The sequence below is a fragment of the Ruegeria sp. BHSC026 genome (genome assembly GCF_059613065.1).
Window position 1 is genome coordinate 1 of record NZ_JBXWRV010000002.1, and the last position, 19310, is coordinate 19310.

The 19310-nt window shown below is 63.7% G+C and carries 17 protein-coding genes; 13 read left to right on the forward strand and 4 right to left on the reverse strand.

Translation table 11 applies throughout. From position 1 onward, the window contains the following. From AC2FME_RS02755 to phoB, 6 genes are all read left to right on the forward strand, one after another. The coding region (locus AC2FME_RS02755) for a PstS family phosphate ABC transporter substrate-binding protein (RefSeq protein ID WP_496799552.1) at positions 1–509 on the forward strand (509 nt) is incomplete at its 5' end. Positions 510–575: 66 nt separating this feature from the next. Continuing rightward, positions 576–1952, forward strand: coding sequence for a phosphate ABC transporter permease subunit PstC (gene pstC / locus AC2FME_RS02760; RefSeq protein ID WP_496712001.1), 1377 nt, complete (start codon positions 576–578; stop codon positions 1950–1952). Between the two features lie 10 nt (positions 1953–1962). Further along, positions 1963–3267 carry a phosphate ABC transporter permease PstA gene (gene pstA, locus AC2FME_RS02765; protein WP_496799553.1) on the forward strand — a complete coding sequence of 435 codons (1305 nt, stop codon included), beginning with the start codon at positions 1963–1965 and terminating at the stop codon, positions 3265–3267. Between the two features lie 19 nt (positions 3268–3286). After that, a complete protein-coding gene (pstB, locus tag AC2FME_RS02770) occupies positions 3287–4084 on the forward strand; it encodes a phosphate ABC transporter ATP-binding protein PstB (protein WP_496685573.1) in 798 nt (265 codons plus the stop codon). Then, positions 4081–4809, forward strand: coding sequence for a phosphate signaling complex protein PhoU (phoU, locus tag AC2FME_RS02775; protein ID WP_496799554.1), 729 nt, complete (start codon positions 4081–4083; stop codon positions 4807–4809). The genes pstB and phoU overlap by 4 nt, the downstream gene beginning before the upstream one ends. After that, positions 4809–5492 (forward strand): phosphate regulon transcriptional regulator PhoB, encoded by a 684-nt coding sequence (gene phoB / locus AC2FME_RS02780; protein WP_496684579.1) that lies wholly within the window; start codon positions 4809–4811, stop codon positions 5490–5492. The genes phoU and phoB overlap by 1 nt, the downstream gene beginning before the upstream one ends. Here phoB and AC2FME_RS02785 read toward each other — a convergent pair. From AC2FME_RS02785 to AC2FME_RS02795, 3 genes are all read right to left on the reverse strand, one after another. After that, complete coding sequence (locus AC2FME_RS02785) at positions 5477–6760, reverse strand: O-antigen ligase domain-containing protein (RefSeq protein WP_496799555.1); 1284 nt, start codon at positions 6758–6760, stop codon at positions 5477–5479. The genes phoB and AC2FME_RS02785 overlap by 16 nt on opposite strands. Continuing rightward, positions 6757–8238 (reverse strand): GumC family protein, encoded by a 1482-nt coding sequence (locus AC2FME_RS02790; protein WP_496799556.1) that lies wholly within the window; start codon positions 8236–8238, stop codon positions 6757–6759. The genes AC2FME_RS02785 and AC2FME_RS02790 overlap by 4 nt, the downstream gene beginning before the upstream one ends. Before the next feature lie 115 nt (positions 8239–8353). Beyond that, positions 8354–8968 (reverse strand): response regulator transcription factor, encoded by a 615-nt coding sequence (locus AC2FME_RS02795; protein ID WP_496742524.1) that lies wholly within the window; start codon positions 8966–8968, stop codon positions 8354–8356. Positions 8969–9221: 253 nt separating this feature from the next. Between AC2FME_RS02795 and AC2FME_RS02800 the strand changes: the two genes are divergently transcribed. The 4 genes from AC2FME_RS02800 to AC2FME_RS02815 all read left to right on the forward strand — a co-directional run bounded on the left by AC2FME_RS02800 (position 9222) and on the right by AC2FME_RS02815 (position 14725). Beyond that, on the forward strand, positions 9222–10595 hold the full coding sequence (locus tag AC2FME_RS02800; RefSeq protein WP_496799557.1) for a WecB/TagA/CpsF family glycosyltransferase: 1374 nt from the start codon (positions 9222–9224) through the stop codon (positions 10593–10595). Between the two features lie 21 nt (positions 10596–10616). Next, positions 10617–11504 (forward strand): UTP--glucose-1-phosphate uridylyltransferase, encoded by an 888-nt coding sequence (locus AC2FME_RS02805; RefSeq protein WP_496799558.1) that lies wholly within the window; start codon positions 10617–10619, stop codon positions 11502–11504. A 100-nt stretch (positions 11505–11604) separates the two neighbouring features. Beyond that, positions 11605–12105, forward strand: a complete 501-nt coding sequence (locus AC2FME_RS02810; protein ID WP_496799559.1) for a putative pterin-binding protein — start codon at positions 11605–11607, stop codon at positions 12103–12105. 166 nt (positions 12106–12271) lie between these two features. After that, on the forward strand, positions 12272–14725 hold the full coding sequence (locus AC2FME_RS02815; RefSeq protein WP_496799560.1) for a hybrid sensor histidine kinase/response regulator: 2454 nt from the start codon (positions 12272–12274) through the stop codon (positions 14723–14725). On the opposite strand, the gene AC2FME_RS02820 is transcribed toward AC2FME_RS02815, so the two are convergent. Further along, on the reverse strand, positions 14715–15944 hold the full coding sequence (locus AC2FME_RS02820; RefSeq protein WP_496799561.1) for a polysaccharide biosynthesis/export family protein: 1230 nt from the start codon (positions 15942–15944) through the stop codon (positions 14715–14717). The two genes, AC2FME_RS02815 and AC2FME_RS02820, sit on opposite strands and share 11 nt — an antisense overlap. A gap of 195 nt (positions 15945–16139) precedes the next feature. On the opposite strand from AC2FME_RS02820, the gene AC2FME_RS02825 reads away from it, so the two are divergent. The 3 genes from AC2FME_RS02825 to AC2FME_RS02835 are packed head-to-tail and all read left to right on the forward strand — an operon-like array spanning position 16140 to position 19302. Further along, positions 16140–17378, forward strand: a complete 1239-nt coding sequence (locus AC2FME_RS02825; RefSeq protein ID WP_496799562.1) for an oligosaccharide flippase family protein — start codon at positions 16140–16142, stop codon at positions 17376–17378. Then, on the forward strand, positions 17375–18295 hold the full coding sequence (locus AC2FME_RS02830; protein WP_496799563.1) for a glycosyltransferase family 2 protein: 921 nt from the start codon (positions 17375–17377) through the stop codon (positions 18293–18295). The genes AC2FME_RS02825 and AC2FME_RS02830 overlap by 4 nt, the downstream gene beginning before the upstream one ends. A 20-nt stretch (positions 18296–18315) precedes the next feature. Next, positions 18316–19302 carry a glycosyltransferase family 2 protein gene (locus AC2FME_RS02835; RefSeq protein WP_480727647.1) on the forward strand — a complete coding sequence of 329 codons (987 nt, stop codon included), beginning with the start codon at positions 18316–18318 and terminating at the stop codon, positions 19300–19302. Positions 19303–19310: the final 8 nt, after the last annotated feature.

Consider the following 19310-nt stretch of genomic DNA (forward strand, 5'->3'; position numbering starts at 1 on the left):
CCCGCGACGCCTTCGTCGAGCTGGCGATGCATGCCGGCTGCGAAGAGCTGGATTTTGTCAAGAATGGCGGGTTTGATGGCGACTGGGTCAAGGAAAACTGCTCGCGCATGCGCACCGACGGACCCTTCGTCGAAGCGGGCGAAAATGACAACCTGATCGTTCAGCGCCTTGAGGCGGACCCGAACGCCGTTGGCATCTTCGGCTACTCGTTCCTGTACGAAAACTTGGATAAGCTGAAGCCGGTCAAGATCGAAGGCGTCGAGCCGAATGCCGACACCATCGCCGACAAGTCCTATCCGGTGTCCCGCCCGCTGTACTTCTACGTCAAGAACGCGCATCGCGGCGTGATCCCGAACTTGGACGAATTCCTGGAAGAATACATGTCGGACGACGCGCTGGCCGCTGACGGCTATTTGGCCGAGCGTGGCCTGGTGGCCCTGTCCGACGAGCGCCGTGAAGAGCTGCAGGACGCAATCCTGAACGGCCAGAACATGGAACCCAAGTCGTAAGACTTGCAATTCACGGGGCTGTCCGGCCACGAAACCGGGCAGCCTATTTTTTTGCCTGGGGGGCAGATGACGACTTTCGTGTTTGCGGCGCTGTTGGGCGTCAGTATCCTTGGATATTTGCTGAACCGGCGGGCTGCAGCCGGTCTGCGCGCAGATGGGGCGCGTCTGCACTCTCTGCCCGGCTATCACGGGCTGTTTTCTTTTCTGTCCACGCTGGTTCCGGTCTTTGTGCTGATCGTACTGTGGCTGATCCTGCAAGGCCCGGTGATCGACCATGTGGTCATGTCGGGCCTGCCTGCCGGCAGCCTTGACGGATTGGACACTGGCGGGCGCCAGTTGGTGCTGGCCGAGATTAAGTCGATCTCGCGCGGGCAGATCTTCGGCGAGCCCGAACAATGGAAGATGGCCGCGGCCCAGCGGTATCTTGAGCTGCATAAGATGTCGGGATGGGTTCTGCTGTCGATCGTCCTCGCTCTGTCGTTGGCCATCGTGGCCTTTGCCCGCTCGCGCGTGGGGGCCGCGTTCCGCGCTCGCCACGGGGTCGAGCGCATCGTGTCAAGCCTGATGATCTTCTGCTCGACCGTCGCCATTTTTACGACCGTCGGTATCATTGCCGCGCTGCTGTTCGAATCCATCCGCTTTTTCGAGATGGTGCCGATCACCGAGTTCTTCTTTGGCCTGAATTGGGAACCGCAGATCCCTCTGCGCGAAGACCAGATTGCGGCCGAAGGTGCCTTTGGCTGGCTTCCGGTCATCCTCGGCACCATCGTCATTACCGTGGTCGCGCTGTTCCTGGCGGTTCCGGTGGGCCTGTTGTCGGCCATCTACCTGAACGAATTCGCACCCGACCGCTTGCGGGCGGTGGCCAAGCCGGTGCTGGAGATCCTGGCCGGCGTGCCGACTGTAGTCTATGGCTTCTTCGCGATCCTGGTGGTGGCGCCGGCGATGCGCAGTTTCGGCGCCTCGCTGGGCATTCCGGTGTCGCCCAACACGGCGCTGGCCGCAGGCAGCGTGATGGGCATCATGCTGATCCCGTTCATCTCGTCTTTCACCGATGACGCCCTGTCGGCGGTACCGCGTTCGCTGCGCGACGGGGCGCTGGCGCTGGGGGCAACCCGGGCCGAGACGGTTCTGAACGTGCTTTTCCCTGCCGCCATTCCCGGCATCGTCGGTGGCATCCTGTTGGCCGTCAGCCGCGCGATCGGGGAAACCATGATCGTGGTCATGGCCGCCGGCCTGATCGCCTCGCTGACCATCAACCCCCTGGACAGCGTAACCACGGTGACCGTGCAGATCGTCACGCTTCTGATCGGCGACACCTCGTTCGACAACCCCAAGACGCTGGCGGCCTTTGCCCTTGGCATGATGCTGTTCGTCGTCACCCTGATCATCAACGTCTTCGCGCTGCGCATCGTGCGCAAGTACCGCGAAGCCTATGACTGAGGCCAAGACCATGGCTGACCTGACCGCAGGACCCGAAAAGACGCCCCCGCAGGGCAACACCGCCGACGCCGTACGCGCCAGCCTGACCCGCCGCAACCGCAAGCAGAAGCTGCTGCAGGGCTTGGGCCTGGGCGCCATCGGCTTTGCCTTTCTGATGCTGTTCATACTGGTGGCCTCGCTGGTATCGTCGGGATATCAGGCCTTTACCCAGACCAAGATCACGCTCGAGGTTTATATCGACCCCGAGGAGATCAAGCCCGAAAAGCTGCCGCGCGGCGGCTTCAAGGACGTACTGCAAGCCTCGCTGTCCGAGTTGCTGCCCGAGGTGGACACCAGCGACCGGGCCACCCGTAAGGCCCTGGCGGGCATCCTGTCCAACGGCGCCCAGTTTCAACTGCGCGACCGGGTGGTGGCTGACCCTTCTCTGATCGGGCAGACCATCACGCTGACGGTGCCGGTATCGGATCCGTATGACCAGCTGAACAAGGGCACCATCGACCGCGACACGCCCGAGCAGAACCGCCGTCTGAACGATGCCGAGATCGCCTGGTTCGACCAGCTGAAAGCCCAAGGTGTAATCAGCAAGCCGCTGAACACCGGCCTGGTCACCAATGCCGACAGCCGATTCCCGGAACTGGCTGGTCTGAAGGGCGCGCTGATCGGGTCGTTCTGGGCGCTGTTCGTATGTTTCGCGATTTCCTTCCCGCTAGGCATCGGCGCGGCGATCTACCTTGAAGAATTCGCGCCCAAGAACAAGATCAGCGACTTTATAGAGGTCAATATCAACAACCTGGCCGCGGTGCCGTCGGTCGTGTTCGGCCTGCTGGCGCTGGCGGTGTTTATCGGCTGGTTCGGCCTGCCGCGCTCGGCCCCGTTCGTGGGCGGCATGACGCTGGCGCTGATGACCATGCCGACGATCATCATCGCCACCCGCGCCGCGCTTAAGGCGGTGCCGCCGTCAATCCGCGAGGCGGCCCTGGGCATCGGCGCGTCCAAGCATCAGGTGGTGTTTGGCCATGTGCTGCCGCTGGCGATGCCCGGCATCCTAACCGGAACGATCATCGGGCTGGCGCAGGCGCTGGGGGAAACGGCCCCGCTGCTGCTGATCGGGATGAACGCGTTCATCACCTCGGCCCCGGCCGGCCCGTTCGACAGCGCCACCGCCTTGCCCACCCAGATCTTCATCTGGGCCGACAGCCCCGAGCGCGGCTTCGTCAGCCGGACCTCGGCGGCGATCCTGGTGCTGCTGGGTTTCCTGGTCACGATGAATGCCATCGCGATCTATCTTCGGAACAAATTCGAGCGCAGCTGGTAAGCGCAAAGGGATCATCATGATGAATGACATGAGCAAGATCGAACCGGGCGTCGCCGTCGATGCCGTCAAGATAAAGGCACAGGACGTCCAGGTCTTCTATGGCGAAACCCAGGCGATCAAGGACGTCTCGGTGGACATTCTTGACAAGACGGTCACGGCCTTTATCGGGCCGTCGGGCTGCGGCAAGTCCACGTTCCTGCGCTGCCTGAACCGGATGAACGACACGATCGACATCTGCCGCGTCAAGGGCGACATCCGGCTGGACGGCGAGGATATCTATGACCCCAGCATCGACCCGGTGCAGTTGCGGGCGCGGGTGGGAATGGTGTTCCAGAAACCCAACCCGTTCCCCAAGTCGATCTATGACAACATCGCCTACGGCCCACGCATCCACGGGCTGGCCAAGACCAAGGCCGACCTGGACGAGATCGTGGAAAAATCCCTGCGCCGCGGCGCCATCTGGGACGAGGTCAAGGACCGGCTGCATGCGCCCGGCACAGGCCTGTCGGGCGGCCAGCAGCAGCGCCTGTGCATCGCCCGCGCCATCGCCACCTCGCCCGAGGTGCTGTTGATGGACGAGCCATGCTCGGCACTGGACCCGATCGCCACCGCGCAGGTGGAAGAACTGATCGACGAACTGCGCGAGCGGTTCTCGGTTGTGATCGTGACCCATTCGATGCAGCAGGCCGCCCGCGTCAGCCAGAAAACCGCGTTTTTCCACCTGGGCAGCCTTGTCGAATACGGTGACACCGGCCAGATCTTCACCAACCCCGAAGATCCCCGCACCGAATCCTATATCACCGGGAGGATCGGATGACCGACGAAGCCATGAAGGAAAAGCACATCGTCCGGTCCTTCGACACGGAATTGGAGGCCGTCCAGGCACACCTGATGCGCATGGGTGGGCTGGTCGAAACCGGGCTGTCCGATGCAATCAACGCGTTGCGCGATCGGGATATGGATCTGGCCCAACGGACGGTCAAGGCCGACCGCAGCATCGACGAGTTGGAAGAGCTGGTGAAGACCGAGGCCGCCAACATCATAGCGCGCCGTGCCCCCACCGCCGTCGATCTGCGCGTGGTTCTGGCCACCTTCACCATCGCCAATCAACTGGAACGCAGCGGCGACCACGCCAAGAACATCGCCAAGCGCGCCATCACCATTGCGGCATCGTCCAGCCTGGACGAGGTGAGCGCAGCGATTGCGCGTCAGGCCCAAATGGTTCAGGGCATGCTGGCCGACGCACTGGATGCGTTTATGCAGCGTGATCTGGACGCGGCGCAAAGCATCCGTGAACGCGATGCCGAGGTGGATTCGATCTACAACAACGTTTTCCGGACCCTGCTGACGCATATGATGGAGAATCCGGCCAATATCACCGTCGGCATGCATATGCACTTTGTCGCAAAAAATCTTGAGCGAATCGGCGACCACGCCACCGGCATCGCCGAGCAGACGATCTATTTGGTCACCGGCGAGTTACCGGATGATGATCGTCCACGTCAGGATCAGACACCAACGGAAATGACCGAGGTCCGGTGATGCCCACCCCTACGATCCTTGTCGTCGAAGACGAGCCGTCCCAGCGCGAGATCATCCGCTACAATCTTGAGGCCGAGGGGTTCACGGTCGTACAGGCCGAGAACGGCGACGAAGCCCTGCTGCAGATCAAAGAGGCCCCGCCCGACCTTATCTTGCTGGACTGGATGCTGCCCGGCGTTTCCGGGATCGAGATCTGCCGGCAGCTGAAGATGACCGCGGCCACCCGTGCGATCCCCGTGATCATGCTGTCGGCCCGGTCCGACGAGGTCGACAAGGTGCGGGGGCTGGAAACCGGTGCCGACGACTATGTCACCAAGCCCTATTCGGTGATCGAGCTGATGGCCCGGGTCAAATCCCAGTTCCGGCGGACCCGCCCCGCTGCCGTGGGCGAGCGGTTGGAATACGATGACATCGTTCTGGATGGCGAAACGCACCGTGTGACCCGCGCGGGCGAGGACATCAAGCTGGGTCCGACCGAGTTCCGGCTGCTGTCGACCTTCATGGAAAAGCCGGGCCGGGTCTGGAGTCGCGAACAATTGCTCGACCGGGTCTGGGGGCGCGATATCTACGTGGATACCCGGACCGTCGATGTGCATATCGGGCGTTTGCGAAAAGCTTTGACGGTGCGTGGGGGGGATGACCCGATCCGCACCGTGCGCGGGGCCGGTTACGCGCTCGGCTGAGCCCGGACCTCTGCCATTTCGCGCAGGTGACACCCCAGCATCAGCAGCGCGGGCCAGAGCAGATAGGCCTCGATCTCGATGTTTTCGCCGAAGGTCAGCAGCAGCAGGGTCATCAGCAGGCCCAGCGGCAGCCGCCCGCGCGCCGACCGGACCGCGTCGGTGATCACCACGCCGAAATGCACGGCGAAGGGGACAAGAAACGCCACGAAACCGGTGATGCCTTTAACGAACAGAAGGCCGTACCAGGTGTGGTGGCTTCCGATGGGCATGTATTCGACCAAATGCGCACCGGGCTGAACCGTTCCGTGACCAAACAGCACCGCGTCGGACTGCCAGCGTTCATAGGCGATGCGTTGCAGGGTTTCGCGCACGCGTGTGCTGTCGGCGCGGGCCGATTTGAAATTGTGCAGTGCCTGGTTTCCCAGATCAATTGCAGCGGCCCCCCACGCCGCGGACGCCGTCGCCACGGCCGACACCAGAAACCATCCGATGCTGCGCGCCACCAAAGGCAAAAGGCGCGGTCCCAGTGTGCAGGCCACCAGCCCGACCAGCCCCATGCGGGATTTCGACGCCAGGATCATGAGAATACCCGCGCTCAGCCCGACGGTCATCCATCCACGGTGCCGCTCTTCGAGCGCGAACAGGACCATGCATACCCCCAGCAGGGCGGCAAATGGCGACCAAGGCGCGAAGAACTGCCACCGGGGCGTCCAACTGGCCGGGTCGATCGTGTAGAGATAGACTGAGAAATACTCGGGCCCCGGCCCACCTACCGCCTTGAGCGGTGAGGTGAAGATCTGGCTGGGCAGGCCCAGATAAGGTGCCGCCAACAGCGGGGGCGCAAGGCACAGGGTCCACAGCCCCAGTCTGCACTGGCCCCGCACCAGAACCTCGCGCCGGATCGGCAGCACGGCCCCGGCCAGGATGAACAATGGAATAAGCGCCCAGCCCTTGGCCCAGCCGATCGAGGATTTTATAGTCTTGCTCAGCCCCAGCCCCCAATCCAGATGGCCGGCCCACAGTGCAAACAGCATCAACAGCATGCCGGCCATCCATAGCCAAGCCAGCGCGGGAACCGGCCCGGTGGCCCGCAGATCCGAACGGATCGCCGGCCCCAGATACAAGGCCAGCGCCGCCAACCCCGCCAAGGACCATCCCAGCACCGGCCCCACGACATAGAGCGCGCCGATGGCATAGAACGGCCATGTCCAGACCACCGCGCACCAGACAAGCCGCTCGGCCGGGTTCTGCGGCTCGGCCTGGGTCATGCCTTGTTCTCGCCTGTGTCTTTCAACAGCCGCGAGATCAGCGGGTTACGGACCCATGCCAGCGTCAGCCCGATCAGAAGCATCAACGTGGCGGCAATCCCGGCCGCGATCGACAGCTTCTTGTTGGGTGAAGACGGCCGGTCCGGCAGCGACGGATTTTCCAGCACCTGGATCAGCGGGTACGAAGCATAGACATCGGTCTTTTTCGATTCCGACCGGGCGATGGCCGAGGCAAAAACGGCTTCGGCCACGGCAAAATCCCTTTGACGGTCTTCAAGTTCGGCGGCCACCGGCGCCAGCGCGGACAGGCGCGCAGTTTCGGCCGCGACCTGTGCGGCGAGGGTTTTTACATGCTTCTCCTGCCCCGCGCGTAAGGCGTTTTCGCGGACAAGCTCGCTGAGCAACTGCGCGCGCTCTCCCTCGGGGGCGCGGTCCAGACCCGAGAGCTGCTCGACCGACAGGCCGGTCACCTCGGCCGCGCGTTGGACGGCAACCTTTCGTGCGCCTTCATATTCCTCCCGCGCTGTGCGATAGACCGGATGGCGCGGCCCGTAATTGGCATCGGCCTGTGCCAGCTTGGCCGCGCCGGCCGAGACATCCTTGAGCAGCGACATGTATTGCGCGTCGGCGTAAAGCTTTAGCGTCACCGCAGCGGCATCCGGAGGCAGATCCAGCGCCACTTCAAGCGCCGCGACGCGCTCGGCCTGGCGGGCCAGCGTGCTTTCCTCGGCCCGCAGCGTTTGGCGCGCGCGGTCATTGGCGGCCACCTGCTCACGGTATTGGGCGGCAGAGAGCAGCCCACTCTGCCGCTGCAACTGCTCGATCGCAGCGCGGGTTTCACGAACCGAGCGCTGATAGTCTTCGATTGCGCCGCTGTTGCTGGCTTCGCGCGTGGCGATTTCGTCCGCGCGCAAGGCGTCGATCTCGGCAAAGAACGCAGCGACAAGGGCATCGCCGTGGCGTTGCGCGTCCCCCGGGCTGGCGGCCTCCATTTCGATATGGATCAGGCTGGTCTGGTCCACCAGGCGGATGCGCGGCTTGCCGAACGCATCGCGTTCCGCGCCGACGGCGCGCGCCGCCGCATCCAGGATGCGATCCGCAGACAGCAGGCGCTTGTAGGTTTCGGTGGGGCTGATCGACCCGTTGGCAAAGGCTGAATTGGCGTAGGACGAGGCCTGCCCGATATTTGCCAGATTGACCGAGGCCGACGCGCCCGATCCCGGCAGGATCAACGAGGCGTGGGATGCGTATTTGACCGGCGCGGTTGCCAGATACCCGCTGATCGGGGCCCAGATGCAGCTGGACCCCAGAAGAAAAAGCGCAACATATCGCGGCAATCGTCCGGCATCGGTCAACCGCCCACCCTTGAGGACGCGCCGCCAACCCAGAGACCGGATGTCGCTGCGGCTTATACGCGCCCAGTCCCAGGAACGGTTGGGCGCAAGGGGCTGATGGTTGTCGGAAATCTGGTTCGGCATATCACATCCTCTCTCAAAGAAGTGATAGACCGGGACGGCATGGGCTGTCCGCTGCGCAATGGGTTAGACTGGGGCGGGTTGGGACAGGCCCACTATCCGAAAGGATGGGCGTGGGTCAGAACAGGCCCGCCTCGCGCGCGGCCATTGCGGCCTGGGTACGGTTGCTGACACCCACTTTGCGGTACAGCGTTTTCACATGCAGCTTGATCGTCGGCTCGGACAAGTCCAGATCGCGGGCGATCTCCTTGTTCGACTTGCCCTCGGTCAGACCCTTGAGGACCTGGCGCTCGCGCTCGGTCAGTTTTTTGGCCATCGGATGGGTGTCGTTCGGCTGCTCGGCGCTCATGAAACCGACGGGCAGATATTGCTCACCCATGGCCATGAAACGGATGGCGTTTACCAGCGACTTGGCCGGAAGGGTCTTGGGCACGAACCCGGCGGCCCCCAGTTCGAGCGCACGTTCGGCCAGACCGCGCGAGGCATCGCCGGTGAACAGCGCCACATGCCGCGCGCGATCCATGCCAATGCAGGTTTCCAGCCCACTCAGCCCGTTCATGCCAGGCATATTCAGATCCAGCAGAACCAGATCAAACGGACCCTCGGATTCGATCTTGGCCTTTGCGGTCGCAAAATCCGGCGCGGTGGTGGGTTCGATCCCACCCGTAGCCTCAATGAAGGCGACAAGCGTGTCCAGAACCAGATCGTGATCGTCGGCGATAAGAACTTTCATCAATGAACTCCATGTGCCTCCACCCAGACCTGAAAAGGTTAATAAAGCATTGATGATCGGCGGTGAAGCCTACCGAACGGACAGGCAGATACCCGATCGGATAGGAGCAACTGGCCGGATTTCCGGGCGGTGCCGCATCCGGGCCGTGCCGATCAGCCGATTTCTCCGCCAACTCTCCTGATGCTCGTCTGTACCGGTGCCGACACCGCGGACAGGTTTAGGGCAAGAGTTCAATTCATGTTCGGAGAGTTCCATGCACTTCCAAGCCGCAAACGCCCTTTTCGACGGCGCACACACCACGCCCTGCACCGCGCTGCCGATCACCGAAATCCTTGGGCAGCCGGTGGTGAATGCAGAATCCGGGCCGGTCATCAACACGCTTTTGGACGGTCACCGCCGAACCGTTTTTTTCCTGAATGCGCATTGCGCGAATGTCCGGGCAAAGAATGACCAATATCGAGCAGCCCTGACGCAAGCCGACCTCGTCCTGCCCGACGGGATCGGGGTCGAGCTTGCAGCCTCGATGCAGGGCGAACGCCTGGCCGAGAACCTGAACGGAACCGACTTTGTCCCGCGCCTGGTCCGGCGCGCGGCCAAACTGGGCCAGTCGGTCTATCTGCTGGGCGGAACGCCCGGCACCGCACAGGCCGCAGCAGCGCGCCTGCAAGACATGGCGCCCGGCCTTAGGATTGCCGGTTCCCGCGACGGGTTTGGGGGCATCGAACGGACGGACGAAACCTTGGACGAGATCAACCAGTCCGGCGCAGATATCCTGCTGGTGGCGATGGGCGTTCCGCTGCAAGAACTGTGGATTACGCGGCACCGCGCACGGCTGAACCCAAACCTGGTGCTGGGTGTCGGCGCGTTGTTCGACTTTCTGGCGGGCAACGTCCGGCGGGCCCCCGGGATCGTGCGGCGGACCCGGATGGAATGGGCGTGGCGGCTGGCGATGGAGCCGCGCCGCATGGCCCGCCGCTATCTGATCGGAAATTTCGAGTTTCTGGGCCGGTGCGTCGCCCAGGCTCTCGGCGGGCTGACGCCCAGCCGTAGTCTTGACCTGACCGTTGCGCTGGCGGCCATGACGGTTCTGGCCCTTCCAATGCTGGCCATTGCCGCGCTTGTCCGGTTGGACAGCCAGGGCCCGGCCCTGTTCCGGCAGACGCGGGTGGGCAGGAACGGGGTTCCCTTCACCGTCTACAAGTTCCGCTCGATGACCACCGACGCCGAAGCACAACGGGCCAGCCTGCTGGCGCAGTCCGACCGCGCAGGCGTGTGCTTCAAGGCACGTCAAGATCCGCGTGTGACACGGGTGGGCAAGCTTCTGCGCCGCTTCTCGCTGGATGAGCTGCCGCAGATCCTCAACGTCCTCAAGGGCGACATGTCGATCGTCGGACCGCGCCCTGCCCTGCCTGAGGAGGTCGCCAAATACCCGCCGCGCGCGCTTGAACGCCTGGCCGTCCGCCCCGGGATCACCGGCCTGTGGCAGGTGTCGGGCCGGGCCGCCATCGACTTCGACCGGATGATTGACCTGGACACGGCCTATGTGCGGTCCCGCTCGGCCCTTCTGGATCTGATGCTGATTGCCATGACCGTGCGGGCCGTCGTGTCCGGCCGCGGCGCCTACTGAGAAAACCCAAGGAGAATTGATATGACCAAGATTCGCAAAGCCGTCTTTCCCGTCGCCGGACTGGGCACAAGGTTTCTGCCCGCGACCAAGACCGTGGCCAAGGAAATGCTGCCGCTGATCGACCGCCCGCTGATCCAATATGCCGTCGACGAGGCGCGCGCGGCCGGGATTGAAGAGTTCATCTTCATTACGTCGCCCGAAAAAACCGCGCTGGAGGCCTATTTTGGGCGGAATACGGCGCTTGAACGCAAGTTGAAGGATGGTGGTAAAACCGAGTTGTTGAACAACCTGCGCTGCGCCGATCTGGAGGATGGCAAATACTGCTTTGTCCGGCAGGACGCGCCCCGTGGATTGGGCCATGCTGTGTCGCTGGCGCGCGAATGTGTGGGCAACGAGCCGTTTGCCGTGATCCTACCCGATGACGTCATCAGCGCCCGACGCCCAGCCTTGGCACAGATGGTCCAAAGCTATTGTGACCAAAACGGCCACATGGTTGCGACCCAATCCGTGCCGTCCGACAGGATCGGGTCCTACGGGGTGGTCGATATCGCTCTGCAGGCCGGGCGTGTGCAGAGCCTGCGCGGCTTGGTTGAAAAGCCCAACCCCGAGCAGGCGCCGTCGAGTTTCGGCATCGTCGGGCGGTATATCCTGCAGCCGTCGATCTTTGGTCGTCTGGCCGGCCAGGCACCGGGTGCGGGAAATGAAATTCAGCTGACCGACGCCATCGCTGCGGATATCAAAACCGCTGGCTGCTCGGGCTATGCCTTCGCGGGTGAACGCTTCGACTGCGGCTCGGTCGCCGGGTATCTTGAGGCCACCGCGGTCTTTGCCCTGCAGCGGTCAGAGCTGCGCGAAGAGTTTGAGCGGATCATGGCGCAGCGCATGGGCCACCTGCGCCCGGCCGCGTAACGAAGGGCACCTATCCGTTCGGATAGGTGCTTATCCCGATGCCCGTCTGTTGCCCTGCTAAGCTTTCTGATCTTGTGCAGATGGACACTAGGAGAATGACATGCGGATTTTACTTGCAGCTCTGGCAATGGTTCTGACCTTGAGCCAGGCACAGGCTAAGGATCTGGCCGAACCCACCGGAGAGGTGGTTCTGACGATCACCGGCAACCTGACTCGGCCCGGAGCCGAGGACGGAGCGCGGTTCGACATGGACATGTTGAAAGCCTTGCCCGCGCGGACTTTTGCGACCTCGACGATCTGGACCGAAGGAGAGAACTCCTTTGTCGGCGTGCCGTTGTCGGTCCTGCTGGAGGCTGTCGGTGCAGATGGCCGCATGATCCGCGCCACGGCGATCAACGACTATGCGGTTGAAATCCCGATAGACTCAGTCACCGAAAGCGACCCGATCGTGGCTTATGAGATGGACGGCGCCGAGATGTCGCGCCGGCAGAAGGGCCCGCTGTGGATCGTCTACCCCTATGACAGCGACCCGAAATACCAGACCGAGGTGACCTATTCGCGCAGCATTTGGCAACTCGATCGCCTCGAGGTCGTTAAATAGCTTGCAACCGGACCGAGTGCAGTAATGAGTAAAGCGCAGTGAACTATCGATGGGGCTCGGGTTGAGCGGTACCGGCACGCACATTTTGCGACGCCGATGGGTCTTCGGGCTCATCGGCTTTGGCGTTTTGTTAGGTCTGGTCGCGGTAGCGTGGCTGTCGGCGCAGGTGTTTACAGATTTCAACGACCGGCGGGCGGCGCCTTCGGACAATGTCCAATGGACGCTGTCGCAGGTCGAGGTTGACTATCTGTCCTACCTGAACGCTCTGGAAACTGCGTCGGCGGCCCAGGACGCGGAACATGGCACATTGGATCTGGTGCGCCGGCGGTTCGACCTGTTCTACAGCCGTGTCGATACGCTGGCACAATCCCGTGTGTTTCAACCGTTGCGCCAGGATGACCGGTTCCGCTTGCCGTTGGAGCGGGTGACCCAGCACCTGAACGCCGCAATCCCGTTGATCGACGGGCCGGATGCGGAGCTGGCCGAACAACTGGACGATCTGAAACGCGCCGCCCTTGAGATCGGTCCGCATGTCCGCACGTTGGCCGTTTCGGGCATCTCGTATTTTGCCACCGAGTCGGACCAGCAGCGCACCCAGACCGCCGCAAATCTTCTGCGATTGGCGATTCTGTCGGGAGCCTTGCTTCTGACCTTGGGTGCCGTCAGCGCCTATCTTCTGGTGGTCAACCAGCGCGCTACGCGCCGCGGCAGGGCGCTGCGGCAGGCGAATGAACGGATGAACACGATCCTCTCCACCTCGTTGGACGCGGTGATCGTGGTCGATTCCAAGGGCGACGTGATCGAGTTCAACCCAGCTGCCGAGGCAATATTCGGCTATACGGCAGATCAGGCACGGGGTCGCGCGATTGGTGACCTGATCGTGCCGCCGCATCTGCGCGCGGCTCATCGTGCCGGCATGGAACGTATGCAGGCTGGTGGAGAACGGCATGTCGTCGGTAAGGGGCGGGTCCAGTTGGAGGCGATGCGCGCGGATGGCGAGCAGTTCCAGGTCGAACTGGCGCTGCAATCGGCCCGGGCGGGTGATCAGGAAATCATCATTGGCTTTGTCCGTGACATCTCGCAGCGGGTGGCGGCGCAGCAGGAACTGATCCATGCCCGCGACCAAGCCCTGGCCGGTGAAAAGGCCAAGGCCGATTTCCTGACCGTGATGAGCCACGAAATCCGCACGCCGCTGAACGGGCTGCTGGGCAACCTCACGCTGTTGAAGAACACCCGCACCACCCGCGAACAGGCGCGGTTCGTCGAAAACATGGAAATCTCGGGCCAGATCCTCCTGAGCCACGTCGACTCCGTTCTGGACATCGCCCGGTTCGAGGCCGGGAAACTGTCGGTCGCGTTGCAGCCCACCGACCTGAACGACATCCTGCAAGAGATTGTGGACGGTCAAAGCGGCAACGCCGCATCGCGGGGGAACTCTATCTCTTGGCAATGGGTGGGCGAGGCGCGCCCCTGCGTCGCCGCCGATGCCCAAAGGTTGCGGCAGATTCTTCTGAACCTTGTCGGCAATGCCATCAAGTTCACCGAAAACGGCCGGATCTCGATCGAGGTCGAAGTAACCGAGCCTGGCCCCTCTGCGGGGGTCAACATCTTTGAATTCCGCATCATCGACACGGGCAACGGTATTGGCTCGGATGAGGTCGACGTGATCTTTGATGATTTCCACACCAGTGATCCAACCATCGGTCGAGCCACCGGGGGCAGCGGTCTGGGACTGGGCATCGCACGTCGGTTTGCTCAGGCCATGGGCGGAGAGATCGGCGTCGAAAGCACGCCCGGCGAGGGCAGCGTGTTCTGGGTTCGCCTGCCGCTGCAGGACGCGGAATTGGACGCCAACGTTGACAGCGACCAGCCAGAGGTTCAGCACGCCCAGCCGTTGGACGTGCTGGTGGTCGAGGACAACGAGATCAACCGCGAGGTGATCTGCAACATGCTGAAACTGGACGGCCACCGGGTGACGGTTGCCCAGAACGGTCAACTGGGCGTGGACGCGGCGGCAGCGCATCGATTCGACGTGATCCTGATGGATATCAGCATGCCGGTCATGGACGGCCCGACTGCGACGCGCCACATCCGCAGCGGGGGAGGGCCTTCGGCGGACATACCGATCATTGCCGTTTCGGCCAACGTGCTGCCTGATGCGGTCGACGAGTTTAGCTCTGCCGGGATGACGGCCTTTGTCGGCAAGCCGATTGCCCTGGATGCCTTGCGCAAGGCCCTGAGGGCGGTCACCGAACCCGACGCTTTGATCCAGCCCGAGGACGAAGCGGATCACATCGGCGATCTGCGCGCCAGCCTTGGCGCCGACGTGTTTGATAAGCTGCTTGCCAAATACCTGTCCGAAGGGGATGCCATCGTCGCGCAACTTGCCCAGTTGGAGGCCGGTGAAGCCGATCTGCACCAGGTCGCGCAGGAGTGTCACAGGCTGGCGGGAAGCGCGGCGACCTTTGGTGCGATTGGGTTCCGTGATGCGCTGATTGCAGTCGAGATGGCCGCAGAATCCGCAGACCGTCAGCAAGTCACTGACCTGTTGTGCGGTCTGCCCACGGTATGGGAGCGGGCAAAAGCTGCGCTGCCCGCCCCCGGTGCGGTCAAGGGCTGAGCAGAACCGCGGCCCCGACGATGCCCAGCGACCGGGCGATTTCGGTAACTCCGGTGACCTTGCTGTCGTAACAGGCAACGGCATCACCCGGCAGAACATAGGGATCGTAGTCGTCGCGGTCTCCGCGACGCAGCAGCTTTTCGATATTGCGCTCGATCACGACCGAGGATCCGGTCACGGGGTTGCGCGTGAACAGCACTGCGCTGCGGTTAGCGTTTGTCGTCTTCGACCCGCCGACGCAGTTGCTGTCGACCACGGCTTGCAGGAACCGGGTGCCATACGGCACCTCGCGCACGTCGCGCCCGATGGCGGACTGGGCGTTGCCCGCGGCCGGTTGGGTCAGGTTCGACATGTAAAGCGTCACGCCGGGCGGGCTGATCGGGCTGGGACGCATCAGCGCGTCTTGGAAACACCCACGGCTGTTGACCACGATCTGGTCGCCGGTCAGCAGCATGATGTCGGTGGGGTCCGATCCTTCGAACACACCACGCAGATCCATGCGATAGATGCGCCCTTGGCGGTGCAGTTCGACCGCTGACAGATCGGCATCCGGCCGCACCCCGCCCGCGGCCCGCAGCGCCACCGACAGGTTGCGCCCCTCGGTCGAGGCCCCCAGTGCGCCCTGGCGCCGACGGTCGAGGGAATCGCCCGGAACGCCGCCGATCTCGACCGAGTGCGGCTCGAACACCGCGCCGCGCACACCCACTGTCACCGAGGCGAAATCGCTGACCCGCACGGTCACGCGGGGTTCGGCGTCATAGAACTGGGCCGCAACCAGAACGCGGGCCACCTCTTGTTCGACCTGTTCGGTGGTGCGGCCCTGGGCGCGCACGGGCGGCAGGTAGGGCAGCTTGAGGTCTCCGTCACGCGAAACGACATAAGCGTCGCTCAGCAGGTCGTCCCCTTCGATGGTGATCTGGACCATGTCGTTGCGCGACAGTTTCTCGCCCAGCAAGGGGCTGAGCGCCGGTTGCGACCATTTCGCATAGGCATTTGCGCCCTGATCGCCGGCCTGCGGCATGCAGGTCTGGCCGTTCATCGCGGCGGCCTGCAGCAATGGCGTGTCGCCCCGCCGACGTCCGGGTTCGCGATATTGCGCCTGGTAGCTTTCGCCGCGCGATACGGCTTCGATGTTGCGCGGGGTCTGCATGCTGCTGCACCCCAGCAGGGTCGAAGCGCTGACCGCCGTAATAAGGAAAGTCTTGAAACTCGTGGTCATTTTCATCTCCTGATCTGTCACAGAAGATAAACCCCGCCGCGCGGCCTGCGTCAGTCCGGCATCGGGATGACGGCTTGTCCCATTCGGATAGGTCCCTCTCCGAACGGTCCTCTGCCCCGTCCGACCGCGTCCGGGACACAGACCTTGGCCACCCGTAAAACGGAACCAACAACTGTTTTTCGGGATCACGGCGTCATGATGCACAGCTTTGCACATTCCGGTTTTCTGCGGCACCTGTTGGCTTATACCGCCTCCGAAGTGGCGGCCAAGGCGTCGCGGCTGGTCGTCGTGGTGGCCGTTGCCCGTACCCTGAGCCCCGAAGCGATCGGTCTGGCCGCAGCGGCTCTGGCGGCGGGCGACATCCTCAAGGCGCTGACCGAGACTGGGGTGAACCAGCGTATCATTCAGGCCCCGCCCGAGGAGCTGGCGCAGCGGTGCAACACGGCGCACCGCATCTTCTGGGTCTGGTGCGCGGGGCTGTGCCTGCTGCAACTGGCTGTCGCGGCGGCGCTGTTCGCCATGGGCCACACGATGCTGGCGATGCTGCTGGCGGTGCTGGCCGGGGAGTACCTGTTCATGCCGGCGGGCCTGGTTCAGGCCGCACTGGCAATGCGCGAGGGCAAGCTGCAACAGACCGCCGCGATCGCCGGCGGGCAAGTCGTGGGGGCCAATGCCCTGACGGCGCTGCTTGCGGTAGTCTGGGCCTCGCCTCTGGCATTGGTTCTGCCGCGCCTGCTGACTGCACCTGTCTGGCTGGTGCTGATGCGCCGCCTGCGTCGGTGGTCACCTGATCGTCGGGCCGGGTTTGCAGCCTTGAAACCTTTCGCGGTCTACGGCTGGGCCGTTCTGGGCGTCGAACTGGTCAAGGTTCTGCGCCTGCAGGCAGACAAGCTGGTGGTGGGCGCAATGATGGGCGTCGAGGCGCTTGGCATTTATTTCATGGCCTTCAATGCGGGCCTTGGGCTGGCCACTTCGTTCACGCAAGCCTTCTCGGTCGTTCTGTTCCCGCATCTGTGCGCGGCCGAGGACAAGCACGGGGCGCTGCGTCACGGGCTGGGCCTGTCGCTGCTGATCCTGACGCCGCTGGTTTTGCTGCAGGCGGCACTGGCCCCGGTCTATGTGCCGCTGCTGCTGGGACAGGGCTGGGCCGAAATCGCCCCGGTGGTATCGGTTCTGTGCCTTGCGGCCCTGCCGACGGTGATCTGGTCGGCGGTCGCCGGCTGGCTGCGGTCGGAAAACCGCCCCGTCACCGAATTGCGGGTCAGCACGGTTCTGGCCGTGGGCCTGATCGCCAACACGGCCCTGATGGCGCCGCTCGGCCTGATGCCCGTCGCCGTCGGGTACGTCTGCACCTGCAGCGCCATCATGCTGGCCGCTTCCTGGGCGCTGCTGCCGCGGGGTTCTGCTATCATTCAGGAGGCGCGCGCCCAATGACCCGGTTTTCCATCATCGTTCCCTTCCACAATGACGCGGCAACCATTGCCGCCACCCTGAATAGCCTGCTGGTGCAGAGCTTTGCGGATTTCGAACTCATCTGCGTGGGCGACAAGCCCTCGCGCCAGACGACCGAAGTTGTCCGGCAATTTTGCACGCGCGACGCCCGGGTGCGGGTTGAGGCCAACCCCAATCGCGGTCCCAGCTCTGCGCGCAACCATGGTGCGGCAGTGGCCACCGGCGACATCCTCGCGTTCTGCGACGCGGATGACCTGTGGGTCACCGACAAGCTGGCCCAATTGGACCGGTTGTTTGCAGATACCAGCATTGATGCGGCCTTTGGCCAGATCGGGTTCTTTTCCGAAACCCCCGGCGATTGTCCGACGCGCTCAACGGTTCCCACCGATCCCCTGACCATTCCAGACCTGCTGGCGGAAAATGCGGTGTGCACGATGTCGAACCTTGCAGTGCGCCGCCAGGTGTTCGCTGCTGTCGGCGGACTGAACCCGGCTGCGGTCCACAACGAGGATCTCGAGCTGCTGATCCGCTTGGCAGGCGAAGGCCACGTGATCATCGGCGTCGATCGCCTGCAGGTCTGGTACCGGACCAGCGGCAGCGGTCTGTCTTCGGACCTCGAGGCGATGCGGGCCGGGCGCGCACGGGCGGTTGCAACGGCGGCCCGCTATGGCGTTTCACCATCGCCTGCATCTGAGGCGATTTACATGCGGTATCTGGCCCGCCGCGCGCTGCGTCTGGGGGCAGAACCGTCGATGGCCCGCGCCTATGCCCGCGCCGGTCTGGCGCTGAGTCCGCGCAGCTTTCTCAACCCCATTCGGCGCGGTGTGCCCACTGCACTTGGCGCGGCACTGGCCCCCGCCCTGCCCCGCCCGATCCGTCAGGCGCTGTTTGCCCGCTGATCCCAACCAGGAGACCCAAAATGCCCCAGGCATCCATTATTGTTCCCGCCTACAACACCGCCGCGACCCTCGCCGAGACTCTGGCCTCGCTTCTGTCGCAGACCCATGACGATTTCGAGATCATCATCGTGGATGACGGCTCGCAAGACGAAACCCGGGCCATTGCCCGCGCCCATGCGACCGACCCAAAAGTGCGGGTGATCCGGCAGGAAAACCGTGGCTTGGCCGGGGCGCGCAATACCGGCATCGCGGCCGCGCGGGGAGAGTTCGTTGGCTTCTGCGACGCCGACGACTTGTGGCTGCCCGAAAAGCTGGCCACCCATGTGCGCCACCTGCAGGCCGAACCCGACCTTGCGATCAGCTATTCCGGCAGTGCCATGATTGACGAGGGTGGTCGGCTGATGCGCGTCCGCCAGTCGCCGCGCCTGCGGGACGTAACGGCGGCACATGTCCTGAAACGCAACCCGATCGGCAATGGATCGGCAGCGGTGATGCGCAAATCCGCCTTGCTCGATCTGGCCTACCGTCCGGCGTTCGAGTCCAAGCGCGACTGGGTCTTTGACGAAACCTTCCGCCAGTCCGAGGACATCGAATGCTGGCTGCGGCTGATGCTGACGACGGATTGGCAAATCGCAGGCGTACCTGGGTTGCTGACCCGCTACCGGATCCACGCGACCGGCCTGTCGGCGGCCTTGGACCGGCAGTTGCAGGCGTGGGAGCGGATGGTCGACAAGCTGCGTCCGCTGAACCCCGAATTCTTTGCCCGGCACGAGGCGGCGGCGCGCGCCTATCAGCTGCGCTATCTTGCGCGCCGGGCGGTCAGCAATCTGGATCCGCACAAGGCTTGGGAGCTTGCGCAGCGGTCGGTTTCAACCAGCGCCCGGCCCCTGATCGAAGAACCGGCCAAAACGTTGACCACCATAATCGCAGCCGCAGCCCTGCGCGCGGTCGGGCCAGCGCCTGTTGTTCAAGCCGGTCGCCTCATGCGCCGCCAGACTTCCATCTGAACCGAGGT

Excerpts from the sequence above, each read along its gene's own strand:
- AC2FME_RS02785 (WP_496799555.1), bottom strand. The coding sequence starts at position 6,760 with ATGACCCAGGCCGAGCCGCAGAACCCGGCCGAGCGGCTTGTCTGGTGC.
- AC2FME_RS02830 (WP_496799563.1), top strand. The coding sequence starts at position 17,375 with ATGACCCGGTTTTCCATCATCGTTCCCTTCCACAATGACGCGGCAACC.
- pstC (WP_496712001.1), top strand. The coding sequence starts at position 576 with ATGACGACTTTCGTGTTTGCGGCGCTGTTGGGCGTCAGTATCCTTGGA.
- AC2FME_RS02810 (WP_496799559.1), top strand. The coding sequence starts at position 11,605 with ATGCGGATTTTACTTGCAGCTCTGGCAATGGTTCTGACCTTGAGCCAG.
- AC2FME_RS02800 (WP_496799557.1), top strand. The coding sequence starts at position 9,222 with ATGCACTTCCAAGCCGCAAACGCCCTTTTCGACGGCGCACACACCACG.
- pstA (WP_496799553.1), top strand. The coding sequence starts at position 1,963 with ATGGCTGACCTGACCGCAGGACCCGAAAAGACGCCCCCGCAGGGCAAC.
- AC2FME_RS02835 (WP_480727647.1), top strand. The coding sequence starts at position 18,316 with ATGCCCCAGGCATCCATTATTGTTCCCGCCTACAACACCGCCGCGACC.
- AC2FME_RS02820 (WP_496799561.1), bottom strand. The coding sequence starts at position 15,944 with ATGACCACGAGTTTCAAGACTTTCCTTATTACGGCGGTCAGCGCTTCG.
- AC2FME_RS02795 (WP_496742524.1), bottom strand. The coding sequence starts at position 8,968 with ATGAAAGTTCTTATCGCCGACGATCACGATCTGGTTCTGGACACGCTT.
- pstB (WP_496685573.1), top strand. The coding sequence starts at position 3,287 with ATGAATGACATGAGCAAGATCGAACCGGGCGTCGCCGTCGATGCCGTC.
- AC2FME_RS02805 (WP_496799558.1), top strand. The coding sequence starts at position 10,617 with ATGACCAAGATTCGCAAAGCCGTCTTTCCCGTCGCCGGACTGGGCACA.
- AC2FME_RS02790 (WP_496799556.1), bottom strand. The coding sequence starts at position 8,238 with ATGCCGAACCAGATTTCCGACAACCATCAGCCCCTTGCGCCCAACCGT.
- phoB (WP_496684579.1), top strand. The coding sequence starts at position 4,809 with ATGCCCACCCCTACGATCCTTGTCGTCGAAGACGAGCCGTCCCAGCGC.
- phoU (WP_496799554.1), top strand. The coding sequence starts at position 4,081 with ATGACCGACGAAGCCATGAAGGAAAAGCACATCGTCCGGTCCTTCGAC.
- AC2FME_RS02825 (WP_496799562.1), top strand. The coding sequence starts at position 16,140 with ATGATGCACAGCTTTGCACATTCCGGTTTTCTGCGGCACCTGTTGGCT.